This is a genomic window from Pseudomonas khavaziana (genome assembly GCF_019145205.1).
In the GTDB taxonomy this organism is placed as follows: Bacteria; Pseudomonadota; Gammaproteobacteria; order Pseudomonadales; family Pseudomonadaceae; genus Aquipseudomonas; species Aquipseudomonas khavaziana.
The window spans coordinates 86,498-101,857 of sequence record NZ_JAHSTT010000007.1; the positions used below are offsets into that span (position 1 = coordinate 86,498).

A 15,360-nucleotide genomic window follows, 5' to 3' on the forward strand; every position below is an offset into this window, starting at 1 on the left:
CAGGCATTCTGCCAAATTTGGAAGTCTTCTTCAGAGTTTCCTTAGCATCAAAGTGCTGTGACAGAGTTCTCACTGTTGACTCCTCTTCCGCTGCCCCAGTGGCACAACGTTCGTGCTCGGAAGAGCGCGCTCCAGTTCGGCAACGCGATCAAGCAACTCAAGGATGGTGGCATCAGCTTCAGTCAGTAGGCTGGCAAGGTGATCGCGTTGCTGCACAATCGCGTCCATTCTTTCCCGGAGGCTGCGATTCTTTTTACGAGCAGACACTCTTACTTGATGCGCGGATTCCCGTCGATTATCACTATGGTCGTCGACATACTTTTGAATTTCAGCGATGAGCGTGGGGAAGCGCGTTTTTTTTAGCGCTGATGGATCGCTCCCTGCCTCCTTGGCGACATTGTTCTGACTGATCAGGGTGCCCTTTGGCAGGCGCTGAGGTTCATCATTTTTCAGGCGCTCAAATGCTGCGCGGTATAGATCTCGAGCGCTGACGCGCTGGTTGGGTTCAGCTAATGGAGCCTTGATTGATGACATTGCGATAATTCTCCGCGCTTCGTTTCTGGGCATTCAAGGAATCTCTCAAGGGGCTTCCAACTGGGGCGGTAGCCATACGATCATCCAAGACGCGTTCAAGCTCATTCACGACATCAAGTCGATCTCGATCATAAAGCACGTCAGAGCACGGCTTTGGTACTCCTGCGATATCACCGCCTCCACAGTGGGCAATGCTATCAATGCCGCCGTAGGGGCATGGCTCGCGGCTGGAACACACACCGAGTATTATCGGGCGATAAACAACGGCACCTTTTTTAGCCAGTTGAGTCATTTTTTCCATTTCACTGGGCTGAATCAGTCGAACAATCTCTGCCTTCCGCTTCTCTCCATGTGGACTGATAAACCGGTCTGTCACCAGCAGTTGCAACTCTCGGCCTAATGTCTCGTACATGGTACGGACGTAAAGCGTATGGGCCTTTTCTTCCAGCCGGAGGTGTGAGAAGTTTTGCCCATAGTAAAAACTCATCGCACGGGTGATATGTTTCAACTGAAACTGTAAGGACGCATCGCTTACCAGCCCTGAGGCTTGCATGTTGACAGCACCTGTGCGGCGCAGTTGATGCCATGCCAATGGCCAGATTTCCCCTACTGCAAACTCGTCCGGTAACGCTGGGTTCACCAAGCGCGCCAATTCCAGGTCACGAGGTGTGATCCGCAACTGTCCAGGGTCGAAAACCTTGGAGCTAGCACCAAATGCCGCGAGGTAATTGATAATCGAGGGTCGAATGGCTCGGTTCATCGTTTGCCTGACGGGTATCCAGGGCTCGTTGGCATAAGCGATCAGAAAATGGTCTTCCCCAATCGGCGCAGGAGTTTTACATGGGCCGTAACCGAACCCCTCGCCGCGAAGCTTGGCCACAGCAGTCATCGCCTCCACCGCTATTTTTGCTGAAGGTGATGTGATCCAAAAAGTGTCGGAGTCTGAGGTTGTCTTGGTTGTTCGACCTCGCAATAAAGTGATTTCACCGAAGCGGGGGTCTTTCTCCACTGTCAGGCAATTCGCTCGTAAATTCCAGGCCTCCTCTACGCGCATAAGGCTGAAATTCAACAGGTAGGCTAGCCCTGCACGGGTAACGATGGTCAAGTAGCTTGACAGGGCTTTGATGGTCAGTGTTGAGCCAGGAGTTCCAGCCCAGCGCTCAAGAACCTCAGCAATACCAAATCGGCTCGCGGTATCGGCAAAGGGGCCATGAAAACGCCGACCGGAATAACTCCCATTGCAACCGTCGGCGGGCCATTGAAAGGGGGCTGCGACGGAAAACCGGGTCTTGGGGATTGCGAGTTGATTGTGATGATAAGCACTCAAACAGAACCGAAAGCATGCTTCAATTTTTACTTGGTGCACCAGAAATTCATCAAGGCATTCACGTAAACGGGTGACTTGGTAGCGCCAAATACGCGGAGGTATAAAAGGCGTTTGACGCGTCTCGTGATTCGGTAGCGCGGCCGCAAGCCGCGTCAGAGCCTTCCGGTCGAGAATAGTAAAACCTAACGTTTCTCTTCGCTCATACAGCTCGTGCAGCAACATCAGAAACTCTCTAGCTCGCGACGACTGCAACACTTCTGGGATTCGGTCTGCAATGCGCGGGAAGCGGCCTAGGTCGGAAGCGAGAATCCCTTCTTGGGCGCAAAGGGCGAACAAACGGCGCATCTGATCGAAGCGGGTTTTGATTGTCCGATGCCCGCGAGCACCGTTGGGGCCATACAGCCACCATCCAATGATTATTCTTAATAGATTGGCGTTCTCGCTGTCGATAGGAGCGGCAATTTTTGTAATGGGGCCGTCACCAAAATTCAACGTCAGCGGTACTCCTGCCCATGGGTCTAATCGCCAGATAGGATCACCCCATCGGCTGACTACATTACCATTGGCATCAATGACTACGGGCCAATCGTCTTTCGGAGGCCAGCAGGGAGGGCGATAATTGGCGGCGTCGGGCACCGCCAGTACCGAGTCAATAGCAAGAGCCATCTTAGGTAACAGATTATCCATGAAGGTCTTCCCGGTGAGTTTCGACCAGTCGAATGAACCCATCCCAGGCAGGATGATAATCACCTTCTCTAATGCGAGCCTGAGCTTCCGCAACCCAGTCTTTTCGCACTGAACTGCTGTCCTCAAAAAACTTCAATTTCTCAGTCAGTCTCTCCACCGTGATCAAGGCGGGCTGCTTAATGGGTACCGGTTTTACCGGTGGTCGATATCTCGCCAATTCAAGCAGTTTGAGATGACGAAAACTGCTGAGAGACCACACATGATCCTCGCTCTCGATATCACGATGATGAGCGCAAAACAGGCAACCTGCGGCATTTATGCAGTCAGGTCTGGAAGCCTCGTCTGGTATGTCTGATATTGGTTCGGGGATGGGCTGTACACAGGAACCTGGCCCTGGCGGTGAAATGACTGGATCATTTTGCTGATGGAAACGAGTAATCTCCACCATCGCCAACTGCGGATGTGGGTCAGCGTACACTCGTATCAGTGTTTCGACTGAGTGTTGAGCCAGTTCTGCTGTTTGTTTTGGGCTGAGGGTTTCCCGGAGCAACCAATTGACTCGCGCCCCTCGCAGTTTTGCGGGACGAACCATCGTCATACTCAAGGATGAGCAGATACGAATCAGGCAAGTGAATTGAGGCGCTACGCCATCTATGCGACCGTTTCGGATGAGCGGAAACAATAGGGTTTCTGACTCATCAGAAAACCAAGCATTGCGCCATTTCAAATATCGGTCGAACCAATCCCTATAGTCGGAAAAGATTTCAAAAATGACTTCCCCGTGTCGACGATTTTTATAAGAGCGGACTTGATAACCGTCGAGGTGGCTGGTGTAGTGGTATTGATCCATCCGCAGCGTATGTGCTTGTTGAAGATTCATGCCCGTCTGGGCAATGAACATCAACAGTTCCGCCTCAATACGCAGATTCAACACCCCTATGCGAGTGCGTGCAGCCGGTTCCTCCTCCCGCGCAGTGCGCCTGGCAAGAGCGCTTTTTGCCAATTTTGCTGGACGCACGCCATTCGGCGCCACACGTGGTTGAGCCTGGAGGCCGCACCATTGTTCCAGTGTCTGCCCTGAACGAAATGATACAAGGACTGGGAGTGGCCCTCTTGTTGCCTCAAGCGTCAGCGCATTACAGATATCGGCCAAGGTATTGCCGAACGCGAAGCTCTCCTGGAGATTTTGTTTGTCCACTTGTGATGTGTGCAGCTTCCCTTTGCCGCGTGGTTTTCGGATACGCGTTTCTTTGATCAAGCTGGCATGGCGGTTCAAGACGTTATCGAAAAGTGTCGCTGTCACACTGGCAACATCGTAAACCGATCTTTCACTTACGGTGCGCTCGATTCGGATGCGGTGCAATTGATGATCAGCCCACTGCAAGAATGTGTCGCTGATGGAATCAAGTGATAGGCCTAGTTTTCCCCTGTCAGCCCATGCGAAGAACCGGCGTAGGCATTGCACTTTGTTGTCGATCGAAAATCGACTACCACCTCTGGCGAGATCATCTACCAGATTTGAATGTAATCGCTGTACTAGCTCGATTCGGTCTATCACTAAATCGCCGACCTCATTCTGGGCAGTTTCGATCGCGGCTGTTTTTTTATTTAGGCCCGCCCCACCAAGGTAGAGAAGTGGCTTTAAGTCCAATGGTGTCTCGGTCTTTCCATAAGTGAGCATCGGAAACGAGAGGTCAATATCCGGCTGCTTATTCTTCATGCTGAACCACCAGCGAGGAATGGAATCCGGTAAAAGAGGCCAAGAAGCTATCTGCGAGAGCTTGTTTGATCGGAGCTGCTTGAATGAATTTGATGTACTTGAACGTGGTCGCCTCGGAGTTGGGGCCGTGCAGCAGAGCCTTTCCTACGACGGAGATCGCGATTGCGACATAGCTACACGCACTTAGAGCCAGTCGGGCCAATTCAGTCCCGAATGTGCAGCGAGATTGGTGGAAGTGGAATGAGCGAAGGGCCGGGACACCAGCGGCGATACCTGTTTTTCGAAACGACGACATCTCTACGTTCACTGCTGATGATTGATCTGAACCCCTACGCCCATAGGAATTTCCGAAGCGTGTCAGAAAGAGCAGATCACGATTCTCTGGTGTCGCTGCGGCTTCTCGTCTCATCCGCTCAAGAGTCTTGGCATACTCCAACAACTCATCGCGAAGTGCTTCGGGTATCCAGACTTGGCCAGTGACATCGAACTTTGTGTGAACCGGCGGCGAAGCACCTGGCCCCAACGTCATGCGTAACAGCCCGTGAGCTGATGGATCAGGGATTGCTCGCTTCAGCGTTTCAATTTTCAGGTCGCAAATACTGCCAAGGCGCATTCCAGTAAAAAAGCCAAGGGAGAGCATGAGGTACAACTCACGGGTAACCTCAGTTTTCGCAAGGTTGAGAATTGCGTCGCGATCAGTCGCCGAGACAGGTAACAATCCGTCTTCCAGTGCCTCCCCGTGCCTGGCGCGATTAGGAATACCAATATCTGTAGTAACGCCGTTCAGTGAGCGCTCGAATCCAACGTGGTCGAAGTATGTAATGAAATATGGCTTGTCACGCCAGAGAGGCAGATCCGGTGATAGCAACCCTTTGCCTTTGACCCATCGATAAAACATAACGCAGTTGCGCATGTACTCTGATGCCGTCGATGGGCTGAGTTGACCTGAATCGCGCATCTTGATAAGCGCGCCGCGATACCGCACTAAGCACCGGTCAGCCTTGCGCACAGGAAAGGTCAGCCAGTGTAATGCGTGGTGTTCTAGAAATTTGGCGTAGCTCAGCAGTCCGTTCATGTTGCTTGCAACGGTCTTCAGTGAGGTATCACCGATGCTTACACGCTCTACAGCCCAAAGGTTAGCCTCCCTCCAAGGTTTACAGTCTGCCCAGAAGATCTGTGGCACGCCCTCGATAGCAAGCCGGTTGCTACTGGATTGGTATTGGGGCTTGCCAGCGATTAACTCAACGTAGTGCGGTGCGTAGCGGATGCGTTCAAGCGTGGCCAACAGGATCTCCAGCAAACAGATTCGATGTCCATAACATAGCATCATATGCCTTGGGCGTCCGTACCCATTAACTTACTCTTATCGATACTGTAAATCTCGACGGCAGGAACCATTGATTCAATCAGAGTCATCACTCGCTCGCTCATGTCGCCATAGAGCGCGTAGTTGGATGAGAAGTGAACGATGCCGTGCTGCTTCAGTTTGTGTTTGATTTGGAAATACGGCTCGCCCATCTTGATAAAAGGCTTGGCGTCGTAGCTGCGGGCAATGACGCAGCCATCGTTATATCTGAATGACACTAACTGTTAGTACGATCTAATCTGCTGATTTATATAACAATTACTTCGCTAACATTTTCCTGCTTTTTTGGCCCGATGCTCATCTTCGAATGTCCATTTTTCAGCATCCTGAGCGATGGCTTGTGCCCAATATATGGTCAGCCGCATCACAGAAGGTCATGCAGGTGATGGATCAAATCAATGTGAAATGGGGCCGGGGCACGATGCGACCGGCTTGTGCCCCAGTGGCCCCTGATTGGGGAATGAAGCGCGAGATGCTCAGTCCCAGCTACACAACCCGGATCGATCAGCTCTGGAAGGTCAAATGCTCATAGGGCTATCTGCCAGGCCTCTTTGGTAAGGCCACAACCTTGCCGCTGGAGACGGCTTTCAACTCAGCCACTTCAAATATCAGCCGTTGGTTTACAGAGGCAATTCGAGCGAGCTCTTCTAAGATTTGTTCGTTTTCTGCACGAAGAACCCTGTTTTTCTCCTTCTCGCTCATCAGCGCCTGATGCTTCGAATCCCGCTGCGCACGCACCGACTTTCCCGTCAAGGTGCGAATCTTCTCCGCCACTGCAGGGTAAGTATTATGGATGAGACCTGGCGTAACCCCCGCAGCTCGGGCAACCGAAGCGATAGAAACCTTTTCGTTTCCTGCGACCAAACTTTCAATGACCTTATCCAGAGTTTCCAAGGTCTTTGATCTTGAACGACTTGGGGTCTGCTCCTGCGACAACTTAGTCACCATTTTAGTCTTCGGCCTCATCATCGTTTATGGGCGAAAGCCCCAGGCTGGTGATGACGTCGAACGCTATTTGCAAATCGCGCTCTGCCCGCTGTCTCACTGCGGGGCCAGCATCCACAATCTTGATCAGCTCCAGCTGCTGGCCGTAAATGTCCTGCCAAGTAGCGGCAAAGAATTCATCGATCACTGAATTTTTGCACCCTGGACACCGCGTGGCTTCGTATAGACCTGCGCCGCCACAACCACGTTCCGTAGCAATGCACCAACCATGTCCAGTTGCACGAATGTTGGCATGTGGGGCCGTCTGAGCAAGTAAAGCGGCCCTGTCTTTGATCGGAATTGCCCTCATCTCCACAATCTTTTCGCCGGCCCCACCTGCCAGCGGCTGATCATCAAGCCACGACTCGATCAAGTCGATTTTAAATTCTGTCATCTGCTGGAAAATCTCATCAAAAAGGGAAAGATCTTGCTGCGGATTGGACGCATAAAGTTGGGTCATACTCATGCTGCTATGTTTGAACTGCCACTTCAGGTAGATGAGTGAAGTACGGCCCATTCGAGATTCTACAAAAGTTCTTGCATATGTACGCCTGCACTGGTGCGTCCTTAATTGCCAATCACTTCCAGCAGCCTTCGCTAAACGGTCAAACGCAACGTTGGAGGCAGCCCCACTAAGAGCCTGGACATGTTGATCCTCAATTTTTCCGTATGGAGCATGCCGTTCGAGAAATAGTTTTTTCGAGTCAGTTCGAGCTTTTTCAAGCCTCAAAAGATGCTCGGCTGGATTATCAGGACTTACAATTCTTGAAAGATACCTGATTTCTTGCTCCAACTCATTCCTGATTGTCACCGAATATTTGCCTAAGAGTTCCAGCGCATTCAGAGTCAACTCTGGCACAAGATATTCTACTCGGCCCTTTCCCGTTTTATGCTCGATTGTGGAAACCCAGCAAAATAGAACTCCATCCTTCAGCTCTCTGCGCCAAGCACCCACCTCAATACCAATGGCTTCATCATTGCGCATGCCGCTGGTGATTGAAACTATAAATAGAACAGCATCCCTGCAAATAGTTGACAGTTGATCATCACTAGGATGGTATCCAATGCCATTTGCCGCTAACTCAGACTCAATTCCCCAAACAATGCTTTCGCTGTGATTAAATATTTTGGCCAGCTCGTCAGGTGGAATGACATCCGTCCGCCCAACGTTTTTATTTGCAGCATCTATACCTTTTACTTTTCCAATGCCGCAAATTCGCCACAACGTAGAATTACCCCATGGATAATTTTGAAGTGGAAACAACGTATCGGTAGCAAACACCCAAAGGAAATCAATAACACGCAGGCGCCCATACAGCGGAAGTGGCCTTAACTTCAGCTCACTCTTGCAATGATGGACATAATTGCTGATATGGATCGGGCGAACATCTGAAAAGCGAGAAACACCAAGCTTGTCTAACCATCTAACAAACGGCATCACACTCGCAACAGCGAAAGTAGTAAGACCACGCGCAATTGGAGGTTTGGAACGAGGCATGCCTCTCTTAAACCAAGCATATGCAATTGCCTTACAGTCACCAATCAGTGTTTTGGGCATACTCATATCCCAATTGATAAACTTGAAGGACTGGGAAACATTGGCCTGATCAAAAAATGGTCGAAAATCCCACTGCGCATCGCCAAATCTGCTAAGAACCAGCGTCTCCCCGTGCTCATTAATGATTGCACTGATCACAATAGCATCGCGTTCTTGAGGAGTTAGGCCGCTGGCAGTAACTGGCTGAGCGATGAGGACATCATATGCCTTCAAGACCGCATTTGCGCTTCTCGCGTTCAAAGTTGGCCGTCCCGTTTCTTCTTCATAAATTCTATTTTCTTAGCCCAGAATAAATGCGGTGATAATTTGGCCTTAGCACGGGCTTGCGCAACCAAACCCGCGTCAAAATTCTTCAGAGTAAACTCATCTATCAATCGAATATAATCAAACTGCCTTCTGCGCCATGCCTCCCACTCATCCGTAAGGAAGTATTCAACTTCCGCATACAGAAATTGTTGATAGCTAAACAGTCGATATAGATCCTCCAGCGTGCCAACGATTGCATAGCTAGGACAGCCGAGGCAGTGAACAAACTCAGAACAGTGATTCACGCCATCCTTAGGCGCTAGGCTGCCGTAAAGGCTGTCCTTGCAGCCTCCTGGCGGCGTCGGTATGACATGGATGCCCCTAAGCTTGTCCGGGAAAGCTTCCCCAACAAATCTCGCGCCTTCAGCCTTGATCTCTTCATTTATCCTCAAGTAATGATTATCTGCGACACTTGAGGTATGCCCCATAACTGATGAGACTTCGAGAATGTCGCCTCCACTCAATTTCCATAAGCGGCTTTCCATGGTCTTCCGTAGCCGACTAAGTGTTACATTTAGCCGATTACCGCCATCATCCTGAAGGGCGTGGCGCTCACAAATACTCTTAGTGCTAACATATATAGCACTTCCTGATAGGCTGATAATGTTGTTTTCACCGCCACGCTGCCCTGAACGATACAGCCATACATATGAGCTAATCTCGTCTGATGCCAATGCCACAAGCGGCTTACTGATCTCAAGAGCCTTGTTTAAGACCGCAACGCCATCGAGTGGAATCGTACTATATTCATCAAGTAGGTTAGTTTGACGGATCGTTTTGCTCTGAGCACCTTTCCCTCGACGCTTTATCGTATTTATCAATCTGAGATTTGGCACAAAAGGATGTGGCTGCAGTGCGTCTCTAGTCATTTCAAGTAGCGGTGTGGTGTTAATACCAGATCGCGCTGCCGTAATCAGCAGCATCACCGTCATAGCCTCTGCCCCATTACCGATGAATGTTCCCTTATGAATTGCCACGAGGTCAGACTTTAATGCCCCAAGCAGCCTTTTCATTTCGTCCATGGTAAGTGGATTTGCATCCTTGGTATTTTGCGCATTGTTGGGGAATGGATTAGGCGGCAATAGATTATCAGTATCGGCTTCTACGAATCCATAATCAGCCAACACAATAACCAGTGACTTTAGGCTGGTGTAGTAGTTCTTGGCAGTCGTACCGTTGGGGTACTTTAGCTTCAGCCAAGAGACGTAGCGTTCCAAATGGCGTTTTGTGAGGCTGTTCGGTGTCGCAGGCGGCGACTCTATCGAACTTCCAGCTAAGAAACTAATAAAGAATCTAAGCCCATTCGTAGAGTATCCAATCAAAGTGGAAACGGAGAAATTTCCTCCTTGCAGAAGCGCCCGAATGACATAAATACTTTGGATCGCCCAAGCGTCGAAGCCAAGACCCAGATATTGAGAGTGGTCGATTTGCCTGTACTTTCTAGGGTTTCTGGGCAGGTCAATTTTAATGCTGTCGTCAACCGCCTCAAATCCCTTAGTAACGGATGGTAGTACCGCTTTGTAATTTTTTTGCCGAGCCAACGTAACTACCTCAGGTGCGTTTAGTAGAGCTAGCCATAAACATCATATCAATCTCATCCTCATACGCGAGGACGGATTGAGCCTCAAGCTGATTAATCAGGTGCAGGTAAATCATCGTTGTTTGAACATCTGAATGACCCAACCTGTCTCTGACATACAACAGCGGCTCACCTTCAAACTCTTTGCTTTTCCGAAGAGCAAGCAAGGTATAAGTCCCATAGGTGTGGCGTAGCATATGGGCCCGAACATAGAAGCCACACTTTCGCTCATAGGACTTCATAACGTCCACTACGGAATCTTTTGAATAATGCCTGCCTTCGTTAGTCAGCAGTAGAGCAGTAACACTTCCATCACCATTAGACTTACGAACCTCTCGCTGGTGAAGGGAATAAGACCACATGCTCTCCATCAGCGACCATGGCACGTCGATAGTTCTAGGGCGGTCGTATTTTATATGCATATCTGAAGGATCAAGAGCAACGCTGATCATTTGCCCTGGGCGCAGTCCCTTCTTCAACCTTGGGTTGAACACATATTTGAGAGGAAAAGACCTCGCTTCACAGGAGCGAAGGCCGGTACGCACCATGAGGTGGAACAATATGTTGTGGCTTGGATCGGTATCCAGGGCAAGGCATACCTTGACTTGATCCTTGGTCAAGAATTTGGTCAGGCGATTTCGCTCACGCACCATCACTGAAGCCTTCGTGCTCTCAGCTCCCGGTTGAGCGACATGACTGAGGAGGCCTGAATGTCGGGGCGCCCTTACCCTTTTCTCGCCGAAGGGCAATACGCTTATCATGTCGAGTTGCTTGGCCCAGCAGTAGAACCTAACGATCAAGGTGAGGCGACTGTTCACAGTCTTAGGATCAAGTGCTAATTCCCCGCTCGACCAATCTCTATACCTCGAAAGGATGCTTAGACCATGGGCTGGGCTTTCCTCGTTCCATGCCAACCCATTGGCTTCCAGAAAGGCGAAGTAATCGTACAGACGCCGCCCATAGGCTTCCCACGTCAGATCACTGAGAGACTCACCAGACTCGACAAGCGTGTGCCAGAGAAAGGACTGCGCTGGTTCGACAGGCCACCCATCTGAACCAATCAGTAACGGAAAGCCTTCGAAGGATCGACCTGCCAAGGCTAGGTCTTTTGTTGCGAATACAAGCCTCATTCCGCTGCCTTAAACCACTATGAATGGATTGCGTCCTGACGGCTCGATACGGTTGATCTAGAGCGTTTCAGAAGGTGGCGCGGACTGTACAGGAATTACTAACGGTTTCCACCCCTCAGATCGTTATTGCTCAGTACGACGATAGGCACCTTTGTCAGGTCTGGACGAAATACCCGTTCGCAGCTTGCATAGAAACTGTTGCAGTCAATCAGCGCGAAGACTGGCGCGTTAGACATGACTGCGCACCGTGCTGGTGATCACGCCCCAAATCGATAGCTCGTCACCCTCCAATACATACCGCGCTGGGTATTTCGGATTGTCAGATAAAAGAATCACCTCTTTCCCACGCCTGCACAGCCGCTTGCAGACAGGATCATTATTCAAGAGAGCCACAACAACGTGCCCGTGGACCGGCTCAATTGACCGGTCCACAACTGCCAGGTCTCCCTCAAAAATTCCCGCACCTTGCATACTTTCGCCAGTAATCGCGATCAGATAGACGTGCGGTGCCCTGATATTTAGGACTTCATCCAATGAGATGTGCTGCTCAATGTGGTCGGCCGCTGGTGATGGGAACCCAGCCGGCACACGAAACGAGCAAAAAGGCAGCTTCGTGCCGCCTTCGGATATAGGACCTAAAATGGTAAAGCTCATGATGCAGCCTTCTACAAATACTGTACGAATGTACAGTTAACTTTGCAGCCGGCTTGCGGTCAATTTTTCTGTAGGGGATTTCGACAGACGGAACGGTGCCCATGTGCGGAGGGCTTTCACAATACAGCGGCATACACGACTTCGTTGCAGCGCTGAGTATGTCAAACGCGATGGTAAGCTCCGTAGGCGATCAGCCGCTAGAGCGGTACAACGTAGCCCCCAAAACTGCGGTTGCGCTACTGCATCTCAAGGGCGACCTGCTACATGCGGACGCGGTGCGCTTGGGATGGCGGCTTCGTGATCATCACCGCCGACAGTGCAGTGAGTATGGTGGACATTCACGACCGCCGCCCCGTGGTGCTGACACCTGATCTGGCCCGTGAGTGGCTGGACCTGGCCACACCCAAAGAGCGCGCCGAGCGGATGATGTTGCATCAGGGCGCGCCAGCCGAGGTATTCGAGTGGTTCAAGGTCAATACGGCTGTGGGCAACGTGATATCTTTCTGATACGCCCGTTTTTATTGACGGATGGGGTGGGAATATAAATCCCGAAGATCAGGCGAGTTCGGGTTTTCGACTGTTCGTGGCGATAATGCGCAAATGATTAGGGGCAGTGGCCGCCGCCCAAAAAAACAGCCCTACTGCGATTGAATTGGAGAAGTGATAATGAGTAACTCATATCGTAGCCTGCTAATGAATAAAACAACCTCAACGCCAATAAAATATTTAGTAGGCCTTTCAGCCTTATTCATAAGCAGTTTAATTTATGCGAACGCCAGCGCATCGTTGCCTGATGACAATCTGGATATGTATGACGCCCCAAAACTCATAGAGCAGGGAAAGTACAACGAGGCAAAAACCCTACTGCTAAGAGAAGAAAAAACCATAACCGATATTAGCAAACTATGCACTATCTACAGTTCAATGCTAGGTCTGTCATCAATAAGCGACAATAAAGAAGAAGGAGCAAAATACGCTAGCTTATTTCAAAAATGCTATAAGGAAAACAGCAACCCTTATATTTTTCTTGGTGCCATGACCCTCTATTTTAAAGGAGAGCACGAAAAATCAATAGGCATTATGGACAAACTCTTAGTCAAGATAAACCATGAGCTTTCCGAAGAAAAACAATCAGAATTCCAAGTTTTTGCGGACAAAAATTTAATCTCTGCCATTTATAGGCTTAAAGCCTCCGACCTCCTGAACCGCCAAGACCCACAAAAAGCAAAACCCATGATTATTTCGTTCGCGGAACAATCTTACGAAGCCACACCATTTGGTGAAGCTGAAGTTTTCTTAGCTGCCATCTATAAACTATATGGCGATACTGAGCGCTCAAAATCAATTATAGAAAAGAGTGACGGAAGAACCACTGAGGCACACACTGTTGACGTAATATTAAACTCGATCAAGCAGAAAACAAATAATGCTTCAGTCTCGCCTTAGCAAGGTTGACCCGGCAGGTACCAACTGCCACCCACAAGTGGCGCTCGTACCCGATCCGCTGCCACCGCTTGCGCCTTGCACGGTATCAACACCGGCACCTCCACCCGTACAGTGCGTACTTCCAGCTTCCTGCGAGCACCAAGGCGAAACAGCTCAGGAATACTTTCTGGAATATCTTGCAGTGGGTTTTGTAGTACACAACCCCAACTCCTGATCCATGATCGCGCTGGTAGCCAGTGCGGGCTCGCCGGCGGTTTGCGTAACGCTATCAGTTCTTGGCTTCTGGGAGACTCCAATGCCCATGAAGACAATGCCGGGGATCCAGATACCGGGGATCGAGGTGGCGAGGCCTACGGCTAGAAGTGACGCGCCGACAATGAACATTGGTCGTTTGATTGTGTTGTCCATAACTCACACCCTCCATTAAGAATTCCTACCATTTAACCATGAGTCAGCCGCTATAGCGGCATACCGAAGCGACGCTAAAAATGCGTTGAGAGCCTAGATCTGGCGCTCAGGTTCATCGCTGCGGGGATCTTTTTCACCCCTACTATCTTGAAGCTTGGCTTCCGGGTCACCGCACTCAGCCATTTGAGACCCTAAGTCGGGGCTATGGGCAAAAATCCCCGAGGCTGTCCCGCGCAATTTGAACAGCATATTCAAGCAATTCAAGGGGAACACTTGGCTCAAATAGGGTTACCTCGAAACGCAGCGTTTCGTCATTCCGGAAGATCTCGAACATCTGAGCCCTCTCGCCTTCCCAGCACTCTAAAGCCAAGCCGTCATGACCTATGACGACGCTTGACGCACGGCAAAAACGGTATTCAATTCCATGTACGACCACATCTCACCTCCATTTCCAAGGAGGCAACGATACCTCTCCCCTCTATGAATTTGATAGCCGCTATAGCGGCAAGGATGAAGTCATGCGTGGAGAAAACAGAATCCCCGACGAAACCTGGCCAGCCAATGAAGAGCTGGTCAATTGCGACAGTCTTGGTGAGCTACTGGCCGAGAACGACGACCTTGAAGTCGGGGCAATCGTTTGGAAGGGAGAGAGATTCCCGGTAGCCCGACCTCCAGAAACACAAAAGCCCCGCATTCGCGGGGCTTTCGTGTAAATCTTGGCGGGAAACCAGGGATTCGAACCCTGGGAACGCTATTAACGTTCGCCGGTTTTCAAGACCGGTGCATTCAACCACTCTGCCAATTTCCCTTGTGCATCACAGGATTATAGTAGCTCATCCCGTCTCAGCGGGCGCCATAATACCCGAATGAAACACACTGTCAAACTCTCTGCATCGCTTGTTACAGGGCGTCTGTTATGATCTTTGCGACTGAACGTTTCAAAACTGAAGGAGTGTCGCCATGCGCGAACAGAATTACGCAGTGAATGGTAACGCGCAGGCTGAGCAGCTTGAAGTCAGCCGCGTGTTGCGCAACACCTACGGCCTGCTCGCCCTTACCCTCGCATTCAGCGGCGTAATGGCGTACGTGGCCCAGCAGATGCGCGTTGGTTATCCGAATATCTTCGTCGTGCTGATCGGCTTCTATGGTCTGTTCTTCCTGACCAACAAGTTGCGCGATTCGGCCTGGGGCCTGGTGTCGGCGTTTGCCTTGACCGGTTTCATGGGCTTCATCCTCGGCCCGATCCTCAACCGCTACCTCGGCATGGCCGGTGGTGCGGAAGTGGTCAGTTCGGCGTTTGCCATGACCGCCCTGGTGTTTGGTGGCCTGTCGGCCTATGTGCTGATCAGCCGTAAGGACATGAGCTTCCTGGGTGGTTTCATCACCGCGGGCTTCTTCGTGTTGCTGGCGGCAGTGGTGGCCAGCATGTTCTTCCAGATCAGCGGCTTGCAACTGGCGATCAGCGCGGGTTTTGTGCTGTTTTCCTCGGTGTGCATCCTGTTCCAGACCAGCGCCATCATCCACGGCGGTGAGCGTAACTACATTATGGCGACCGTGAGCCTGTATGTTTCGATCTACAACCTGTTTATCAGCCTGTTGCAGATCTTCGGCATCATGAGCCGCGACGACTGATCAGTCGTCACAATAAAAAATGCCCCGTA

General features: G+C 50.6%; 13 protein-coding genes, 1 tRNA gene and 4 pseudogenes. 5 read left to right on the top strand and 13 right to left on the bottom strand.

Annotated features, from left to right (window positions below; translation table 11 throughout):
• Positions 1-69: 69 nt before the first annotated feature.
• The 5 genes and pseudogenes from KVH01_RS17945 to KVH01_RS17965 all read right to left on the bottom strand — a co-directional run.
• The gene (locus tag KVH01_RS17945; RefSeq protein ID WP_217882321.1) at positions 70-534 is read right to left on the bottom strand and encodes a hypothetical protein; all 465 of its coding nucleotides are present in this window, start codon (positions 532-534) and stop codon (positions 70-72) included.
• Positions 506-2,548, bottom strand: a complete 2,043-nt coding sequence (locus tag KVH01_RS29970; protein WP_225924268.1) for a hypothetical protein — start codon at positions 2,546-2,548, stop codon at positions 506-508. The genes KVH01_RS17945 and KVH01_RS29970 overlap by 29 nt, the downstream gene beginning before the upstream one ends.
• Positions 2,541-4,268: a site-specific integrase gene (locus tag KVH01_RS17955; protein WP_217882323.1), complete on the bottom strand. Its 1,728-nt coding sequence runs from the start codon at positions 4,266-4,268 to the stop codon at positions 2,541-2,543. Before KVH01_RS17955 ends, KVH01_RS29970 begins: the two co-directional genes overlap by 8 nt.
• A complete protein-coding gene (locus tag KVH01_RS17960) occupies positions 4,258-5,595 on the bottom strand; it encodes a site-specific integrase (RefSeq protein ID WP_217882470.1) in 1,338 nt (445 codons plus the stop codon). The genes KVH01_RS17955 and KVH01_RS17960 overlap by 11 nt, the downstream gene beginning before the upstream one ends.
• A gap of 35 nt (positions 5,596-5,630) precedes the next feature.
• Positions 5,631-5,843 (bottom strand): annotated as a pseudogene (locus KVH01_RS17965) (Y-family DNA polymerase); the annotation flags it as partial.
• Positions 5,844-6,004: 161 nt separating this feature from the next.
• On the opposite strand from KVH01_RS17965, the pseudogene KVH01_RS17970 reads away from it, so the two are divergent.
• Positions 6,005-6,166: pseudogene (locus KVH01_RS17970) on the top strand (DUF4113 domain-containing protein); the annotation flags it as partial.
• A gap of 2 nt (positions 6,167-6,168) precedes the next feature.
• Here the strand turns inward: KVH01_RS17970 and KVH01_RS17975 are convergent.
• From KVH01_RS17975 to KVH01_RS18000, 6 genes and pseudogenes are all read right to left on the bottom strand, one after another.
• Positions 6,169-6,582, bottom strand: a complete 414-nt coding sequence (locus tag KVH01_RS17975) for a TetR family transcriptional regulator (RefSeq protein ID WP_217882325.1) — start codon at positions 6,580-6,582, stop codon at positions 6,169-6,171.
• A gap of 1 nt (position 6,583) precedes the next feature.
• Positions 6,584-8,314, bottom strand: a complete 1,731-nt coding sequence (locus tag KVH01_RS17980) for a tyrosine-type recombinase/integrase (RefSeq protein WP_318836580.1) — start codon at positions 8,312-8,314, stop codon at positions 6,584-6,586.
• Between the two features lie 98 nt (positions 8,315-8,412).
• Positions 8,413-10,023: a site-specific integrase gene (locus KVH01_RS17985; protein ID WP_217882327.1), complete on the bottom strand. Its 1,611-nt coding sequence runs from the start codon at positions 10,021-10,023 to the stop codon at positions 8,413-8,415.
• A gap of 10 nt (positions 10,024-10,033) precedes the next feature.
• Positions 10,034-11,191 carry a tyrosine-type recombinase/integrase gene (locus KVH01_RS17990; RefSeq protein WP_217882328.1) on the bottom strand — a complete coding sequence of 386 codons (1,158 nt, stop codon included), beginning with the start codon at positions 11,189-11,191 and terminating at the stop codon, positions 10,034-10,036.
• Between the two features lie 119 nt (positions 11,192-11,310).
• Positions 11,311-11,427 (bottom strand): annotated as a pseudogene (locus KVH01_RS17995) (Y-family DNA polymerase); the annotation flags it as partial.
• Positions 11,420-11,845, bottom strand: coding sequence for a LexA family protein (locus KVH01_RS18000; RefSeq protein ID WP_124378342.1), 426 nt, complete (start codon positions 11,843-11,845; stop codon positions 11,420-11,422). The pseudogene KVH01_RS17995 and the gene KVH01_RS18000, both read right to left, overlap by 8 nt.
• 101 nt (positions 11,846-11,946) lie before the next feature.
• Between KVH01_RS18000 and KVH01_RS18005 the strand changes: the two are divergent.
• Positions 11,947-12,352: pseudogene (locus KVH01_RS18005) on the top strand (SOS response-associated peptidase family protein).
• Positions 12,353-12,511: 159 nt separating this feature from the next.
• Entirely contained in the window at positions 12,512-13,291 is a 780-nt protein-coding gene (locus KVH01_RS18010) for a hypothetical protein (protein ID WP_217882329.1), read from the top strand.
• A 153-nt stretch (positions 13,292-13,444) separates the two neighbouring features.
• On the opposite strand, the gene KVH01_RS18015 is transcribed toward KVH01_RS18010, so the two are convergent.
• Positions 13,445-13,699 (bottom strand): hypothetical protein, encoded by a 255-nt coding sequence (locus KVH01_RS18015; protein WP_217882331.1) that lies wholly within the window; start codon positions 13,697-13,699, stop codon positions 13,445-13,447.
• A gap of 518 nt (positions 13,700-14,217) precedes the next feature.
• On the opposite strand from KVH01_RS18015, the gene KVH01_RS18020 reads away from it, so the two are divergent.
• Positions 14,218-14,412, top strand: coding sequence for a hypothetical protein (locus KVH01_RS18020; RefSeq protein WP_217882332.1), 195 nt, complete (start codon positions 14,218-14,220; stop codon positions 14,410-14,412).
• Positions 14,413-14,416: 4 nt separating this feature from the next.
• Here the strand turns inward: KVH01_RS18020 and KVH01_RS18025 are convergent.
• Positions 14,417-14,507, bottom strand: a tRNA-Ser gene (locus KVH01_RS18025).
• Positions 14,508-14,659: 152 nt separating this feature from the next.
• Here KVH01_RS18025 and KVH01_RS18030 point away from each other — a divergent pair.
• Positions 14,660-15,331: a Bax inhibitor-1/YccA family protein gene (locus tag KVH01_RS18030; protein WP_046068609.1), complete on the top strand. Its 672-nt coding sequence runs from the start codon at positions 14,660-14,662 to the stop codon at positions 15,329-15,331.
• Positions 15,332-15,360 lie beyond the last annotated feature (29 nt).

What these genes read in the sequence shown, in the direction of transcription:
- KVH01_RS17945 (WP_217882321.1), bottom strand. Translation starts at nt 534, where the DNA reads ATGTCATCAATCAAGGCTCCATTAGCTGAACCCAACCAGCGCGTCAGC.
- KVH01_RS29970 (WP_225924268.1), bottom strand. Translation starts at nt 2,548, where the DNA reads ATGGATAATCTGTTACCTAAGATGGCTCTTGCTATTGACTCGGTACTG.
- KVH01_RS17955 (WP_217882323.1), bottom strand. Translation starts at nt 4,268, where the DNA reads ATGAAGAATAAGCAGCCGGATATTGACCTCTCGTTTCCGATGCTCACT.
- KVH01_RS17960 (WP_217882470.1), bottom strand. Translation starts at nt 5,595, where the DNA reads ATGCTATGTTATGGACATCGAATCTGTTTGCTGGAGATCCTGTTGGCC.
- KVH01_RS17975 (WP_217882325.1), bottom strand. Translation starts at nt 6,582, where the DNA reads ATGGTGACTAAGTTGTCGCAGGAGCAGACCCCAAGTCGTTCAAGATCA.
- KVH01_RS17990 (WP_217882328.1), bottom strand. Translation starts at nt 11,191, where the DNA reads ATGAGGCTTGTATTCGCAACAAAAGACCTAGCCTTGGCAGGTCGATCC.
- KVH01_RS18000 (WP_124378342.1), bottom strand. Translation starts at nt 11,845, where the DNA reads ATGAGCTTTACCATTTTAGGTCCTATATCCGAAGGCGGCACGAAGCTG.
- KVH01_RS18010 (WP_217882329.1), top strand. Translation starts at nt 12,512, where the DNA reads ATGAGTAACTCATATCGTAGCCTGCTAATGAATAAAACAACCTCAACG.
- KVH01_RS18015 (WP_217882331.1), bottom strand. Translation starts at nt 13,699, where the DNA reads ATGGACAACACAATCAAACGACCAATGTTCATTGTCGGCGCGTCACTT.
- KVH01_RS18020 (WP_217882332.1), top strand. Translation starts at nt 14,218, where the DNA reads ATGCGTGGAGAAAACAGAATCCCCGACGAAACCTGGCCAGCCAATGAA.
- KVH01_RS18030 (WP_046068609.1), top strand. Translation starts at nt 14,660, where the DNA reads ATGCGCGAACAGAATTACGCAGTGAATGGTAACGCGCAGGCTGAGCAG.